This window comes from Paenibacillus sp. AR247 (assembly GCF_002968895.1).
In the GTDB taxonomy this organism is placed as follows: Bacteria; Bacillota; Bacilli; order Paenibacillales; family Paenibacillaceae; genus Paenibacillus_AQ; species Paenibacillus_AQ favisporus.
The window spans coordinates 217777-221656 of record NZ_PCZT01000023.1; the positions used below are offsets into that span (position 1 = coordinate 217777).

Annotated in this window: 5 protein-coding genes; 3 read left to right on the forward strand and 2 right to left on the reverse strand. The window is 53.6% G+C overall.

The features are described from left to right. Nucleotides 1-45: 45 nt before the first annotated feature. Together CPT76_RS30045 and CPT76_RS30050 are read left to right on the forward strand one after the other, a co-directional pair. Nucleotides 46-414 carry a YuzC family spore coat inner layer protein gene (locus tag CPT76_RS30045; RefSeq protein ID WP_084203961.1) on the forward strand — a complete coding sequence of 123 codons (369 nt, stop codon included), beginning with the start codon at nt 46-48 and terminating at the stop codon, nt 412-414. 278 nt (nt 415-692) lie between these two features. Beyond that, nucleotides 693-1553, forward strand: a complete 861-nt coding sequence (locus CPT76_RS30050; RefSeq protein ID WP_105445479.1) for an AraC family transcriptional regulator — start codon at nt 693-695, stop codon at nt 1551-1553. Between the two features lie 150 nt (nt 1554-1703). Here CPT76_RS30050 and CPT76_RS30055 read toward each other — a convergent pair whose 3' ends face one another. Both CPT76_RS30055 and CPT76_RS30060 read right to left on the reverse strand, forming a co-directional pair. Continuing rightward, the gene (locus tag CPT76_RS30055) at nt 1704-2204 is read right to left on the reverse strand and encodes an aminoglycoside phosphotransferase/kinase family protein (protein WP_146116464.1); all 501 of its coding nucleotides are present in this window, start codon (nt 2202-2204) and stop codon (nt 1704-1706) included. A 16-nt stretch (nt 2205-2220) separates the two neighbouring features. Then, the gene (locus tag CPT76_RS30060; protein WP_181153127.1) at nt 2221-3222 is read right to left on the reverse strand and encodes a phosphotransferase; all 1002 of its coding nucleotides are present in this window, start codon (nt 3220-3222) and stop codon (nt 2221-2223) included. Between the two features lie 214 nt (nt 3223-3436). On the opposite strand from CPT76_RS30060, the gene CPT76_RS30065 reads away from it, so the two are divergent. Next, nucleotides 3437-3880, forward strand: a 444-nt coding sequence (locus CPT76_RS30065) for a MerR family transcriptional regulator (RefSeq protein ID WP_146116477.1), incomplete at its 3' end; no start/stop codon positions are given.

Below are 3880 nucleotides of genomic sequence, written 5' to 3' on the forward strand. Positions count from 1 at the left end.
GGCATATAATGGACCGACCGGAGCCTACAGAAAGGAGATCACGCCATGAGTTATCCCTCGTACGGTGGATGGTGTCCCCATTATTACCCGCGGCCCTATTACTATTCATGGATTCGTGAATACCCCCAGATCAAGACCGATACCCTCAACCAGTCCATTCAGGGATATTATTCGCTGATGGAGGAGGGCTACAAAATTCTCAACAGGCTGTCGGACCATGCCTTTGCCGTTCAGGTGATGACAGCCGCCCAGGCCGGCAACAAGCAGGAGGTGGACCGGCTGATGAAGTCGATCAGCAGCCGGTCGAAGATTTCGTCCGAGTTTTCTCCGAGCGGAATCGGGATTACCGTCGACCCGTTAGTTGAGACCGACCCTTGCTGCAAACTGGCCATGTTCCTGAAATGGGGAAAATAAACCCACTGAACGGCATATGTAAGGATCATTCCATTTCCACTGGCAGCCCGGAACCTTCGCGTTTCGGGCTTATTTGACGTTCTATGCGGAGTTCTCAAACAGCCGGGCCTCCTGATTTGTGCTGCCTTCGCCAAACGGAGTGCTGTACCCCCGTGTTCCTGTTGTATACTTAAGTTTAACGGAAGAATGTAACGGACAACCTGTTCGGCAATAGCACGGAATGACAGGATTTTGGCGAATGACGGGGTTATGATGACTTACGAGGAGTGATCGGATATATGGCATGGGTAGAATCGCTGCAGCGGGCAATCGATTATATGGAGGACCACCTCTCCGAGGACATTACCATTGAGGAGATCGCGAAGCAGGCGCATTCGTCGCCGTTTCACTTTCAGCGGACCTTTACGCTGCTGACCGACTTTACGATCGGCGATTATCTTCGGCGCAGGCGGCTGTCTCTCGCAGCGAAGGAGCTGACGGGGACGGATACCAAAATTATCGACCTTGCCTGCAAATACGGGTACGACACTCCCGAGGCGTTCTCGAAAGCTTTTCGCAAGCAGCACGGCGTTACCCCGACGGAAGCGCGGAAAGGGATCGGGAAGCTGCAATTTTATAACCGCCTGGTCATCCAGGTGAGTCTGAAAGGAGCCGAACCGGTGAAATATCATATTGTGGAGAGAGAAGCGTTCCAGGTCGTTGGAGTCAAGCGGGCCTTTTCCTATGAAAATGGCCAGAACCTCGAGGGGATCCCGAAGATGTGGCAGGGGGTTCACCAGAACGGGGTCAACGACCTGTTGTTCCGCGTGAACAGCGGTCAGATCAAGGGTGTGCTCGGCGTATGCGTCGATCAAGGCCCGGTGAGATCGAAGGAGATGGACTACTGGATTGCGACCGAATGCGACCAGGAAGTGCCGGAAGGCTTGGAGAAGCTGGACATCCCGGCATCCAAATGGGCCGTGTTCGAAGTGCGCGGCCCGATGCCGGACGCGATGCAGAGCGCCTGGAAGCGGATTTTCTCCGAATGGTTTCCGTCCAGCGGGTACGAGTATACCGGCACCGCCGAGCTGGAGGTTTATACAGACGAGGATCCTTCCAGTCCAGACCTGTATTCGGAAATTTGGATTCCGGTGAAGTAACGATTTGTATAATCGCTCCAGCCCAAACAAGGCCGCCTCTTTAGAGGTGGCCTTGTTGATTGTTGTGCTAGTGAAAAGCAATCGTTGATTTCCGGCCTGCCGTTACGGCTGGATTTTGGTCAAAATTTTAGCCTGGCTTTTGTCCTTGGATCAGCAGCTCGAAGCCCTCTCAATGAGGTTGTCCAGCGCAATCTTTTTTTCGTAGTATCCAAGCAGGTCCTTATAATCCGAGACATCTTTCTCCAAGTCGAAATAACGTATCCTAGAGGCGGGGGCCTCCCCTGCTGGAAAGCCTTCGGCGGCAGCGTGAAACCTGGCCAGCGCACGCAGACCTTTCCTCAAGTCCGCTGCTGACCCAAAATCCGGCTGCCTTCCGTGCACCCAATTCGTCAGCATGTACACCGAGCCCTGATGGATCATGACCGGCGAAAGCGTGGTTGTAGGGTATACTTTTGGACTGCGGGTAAATCCCCGTTCGTCCAGGCAGGCAAAGACCCGGGCTATATAGAAGACTTCTTCCACTTGAACATCGTAGCCCTTCAAGCAGTAAGTACCCAGAGGAGTCCGAATTCGGAATACGTCCTTCACCCGTCTGATTTCACGGATTCTCATGCCGTAGGTTTCTTCAATGCCGGTCCTGAAGTCCGTCACAAACATCACCCCTTGGTTATAGATTTGCCCACCTGCTCATGTATTCCATCGCCTGACGCCTGAGCACCCAGGTCTGGTCCATTGTCTTCAGCATCTCGGCACTTCTGTTGTTCCGTGGGAACCGGACGGCATACCAGGCTTCCCGCGGCAAGCCGTATAATGCCGTGACCAATTTTCGCTCCGGTGGGCTTAAGGGCCGGATCCCTTCGTATCCCCTAAGAAAAGCCTCTATGAATGCGTTATTAAACCCGGTCGTATTCATGATCGTCTTGGCCGTATCCGCATAGGTGGAGCCGACTCTGATAAAATCCCAGTCTATAATATGAAGATGCTCGTCATTTGCGATAATGACATTCGGCGGCGTGATATCGCCGTGAATTAAGGCCGGATTAGCCTTTTCCTGGGCGCAAAGCCGCGAAATATCCGGATGGCGGATTTCGGACCATGCCTCATCAGAGAAGCGTTTCCAAGCCGCGCCGTATTTCCCGACGGCTCTTCGGAGCGCCGGATTCGCGGAAGCTGCGTGAACCAAGTTTTTCCGCAGATAACGATCCTTGACTTTCCACAGCCGAACTTGCTCTAACGTAGCCGATTTCGGTGTGGACGGCAGCCCGCAGCGGAGGGTGTGAAGCTTTGCCAAGGCATGGCCCAGCTGCTCACAATCCTGCTCCGTCCCCATCGGCCGTCCATGAATCCACTCCGTCATATAATATGGCTGCCCCTGGCGCATGACCCACAGCTTTCCCGAGTCGGCAGGAAGCCAGTCCGGCATAAAGCCATAGTCGTTGTTCATTAACAGACGAACATACTTTGCGGCTGATTTGATTTGGGCAGCCAGACCTGAGCGAAGGTGGGGATTCCGGTTATACGGCTTTAATGCAAACGTGCCCAGGTTCGTCTGGATCTGGATCACAGCGTTTTTCCGGTAAAACGATGAGATAGGCGTGGAGCGAAGGGTTTGCAGACGGAAACGCCGGGAAATGCTGCGGATTTCCCTTTGACTCAGTAGATGTGACATGGGTGGGTCTCCCTCCGTTTGAAAGTAACTTAGACAGCAGCGCATGGTGTGGTGACCGTTGATTTTTTATCGTATTCTTTCTGTCATGAAAGGTATGGACATTCGCCTTGGATTTCGTAAAAGCATATAGATTCATGAACGATGGCCGCTGTCACAGGGGTTGACTTTCCACTTAAGGGAAAGCTTTATACTGGAGCGGAGAGGGGGCTGGGAAATGTTCAAAATTACGGAATTTTCGAAAATTAGCCAGGTATCGGCCAAAGCGCTTCGCTATTACGACCAGATCGGGCTGTTGAAGCCGTCTTATACCGATCCGGATACGGGATACCGATTCTATACGGCAGACCAGCTGAAGCGGGTTCACCGGATTCTGGTGTTTAAGGACCTGGGGTTCACCTTGGAGCAGATGATTCCGCTGCTGGACGGAGCCTTGGGCACGGAACAGATGCGGGCGATGCTTCTTCATAAATCGGCCGAAATTACCGAGATGCTGAGGGAGGAGCAGGCCCGCCTGAACCGGCTCGGGGCCAGACTGGGTGAGCTGGAACGGAGTGAGGATGGTGAGTCGCCCCTGGATGTCGTCGTGAGGAAGACCGGCCCTGAATGGATCGCCTCCATTCGGGAAGTCACCTCCAAATCGGAGGTTCCGGGGCTGATC